This window comes from Paraferrimonas sedimenticola (assembly GCF_002282855.1).
Taxonomy (GTDB): Bacteria; Pseudomonadota; Gammaproteobacteria; order Enterobacterales; family Shewanellaceae; genus Paraferrimonas; species Paraferrimonas sedimenticola.
In genome coordinates, this window is sequence record NZ_NRIR01000018.1 from 1 (window position 1) to 1,683 (window position 1,683).

Annotated in this window: 1 rRNA gene; it reads right to left on the reverse strand. The window is 52.4% G+C overall.

The window, feature by feature from the left end:
* Window positions 1-12: 12 nt before the first annotated feature.
* A 23S ribosomal RNA gene (locus tag CLC93_RS17530) occupies window positions 13-1,683 on the reverse strand; the annotation flags it as partial.

Here is a 1,683-nt window from a genome sequence, read left to right on the forward strand (position 1 = left end):
CATCTGGGTTGTATGGTTAAGCCGCACGGGTCATTAGTACAGGTTAGCTCAACGCCTCACAACGCTTACACACCCTGCCTATCAACGTCCTGGTCTCGGACGGCCCTTCAGAGGTTTCAAGAACCTAGGGATGACTCATCTTAAGGCCTGCTTCCCGCTTAGATGCTTTCAGCGGTTATCAGTTCCGAACGTAGCTACCGGGCAATGCGTCTGGCGACACAACCCGAACACCAGGGGTTCGTCCACTCCGGTCCTCTCGTACTAGGAGCAGCTCCCTTCAATCATCCAACGCCCACGGCAGATAGGGACCGAACTGTCTCACGACGTTCTGAACCCAGCTCGCGTACCACTTTAAATGGCGAACAGCCATACCCTTGGGACCGACTTCAGCCCCAGGATGTGATGAGCCGACATCGAGGTGCCAAACACCGCCGTCGATATGAACTCTTGGGCGGTATCAGCCTGTTATCCCCGGAGTACCTTTTATCCGTTGAGCGATGGCCCTTCCATACAGAACCACCGGATCACTATGACCTACTTTCGTACCTGCTCGACGTGTCTGTCTCGCAGTTAAGCTAGCTTATGCCATTGCACTAACCACACGATGTCCGACCGTGTTTAGCTAACCTTCGTGCTCCTCCGTTACTCTTTGGGAGGAGACCGCCCCAGTCAAACTACCCACCAGACACTGTCCTCAACCCCGATAAGGGGCCTAAGTTAGAACATCACGCATACAAGGGTGGTATTTCAAGGTTGGCTCCACATCATCTGGCGACAATGCTTCAAAGCCTCCCACCTATCCTACACATGTAGGAGCAATGTTCAGTGTCAAGCTGTAGTAAAGGTTCACGGGGTCTTTCCGTCTAGCCGCGGGTATACGGCATCTTCACCGCAATTTCAACTTCACTGAGTCTCGGCTGGAGACAGCGTGGCCATCATTACGCCATTCGTGCAGGTCGGAACTTACCCGACAAGGAATTTCGCTACCTTAGGACCGTTATAGTTACGGCCGCCGTTTACCGGGGCTTCGATCATGAGCTTCGACAAAGTCTAACCCAATCAATTAACCTTCCGGCACCGGGCAGGCGTCACACCGTATACGTCTTCTTACGAATTTGCACAGTGCTGTGTTTTTGATAAACAGTTGCAGCCACCTGGTATCTGCGACCGCCGTCAGCTTAGAGAGCAAGTCTCATCACCAACAGCGGCGTACCTTCTCCCGAAGTTACGGTACCATTTTGCCTAGTTCCTTCAGCCGAGTTCTCTCAAGCGCCTTGGTATTCTCTACCCAACCACCTGTGTCGGTTTGGGGTACGGTTCCTTGTAACCTGAAGCTTAGAAGTTTTTCCTGGAAGCATGGCATCAATCACTTCAGTCCCGTAGGACCTCGTCATCGGCTCTCAGTCTTAGGTGCCCGGATTTGCCTAAGCACCCAACCTACTGCCTTAAACAGGGACAACCAACGCCCTGATGACCTAGCCTTCTCCGTCACTCCATCGCAGTTACAAGAAGTACAGGAATATTAACCTGTTTCCCATCGTCTACGCTTTTCAGCCTCGACTTAGGGGCCGACTTACCCTGCCCTGATTAACATTGGACAGGAAACCTTGGTTTTTCGGCGAGGGGGTTTTTCACCCCCTTTATCGTTACTCATGTCAGCATTCGCACTTCTGATACCTCCAG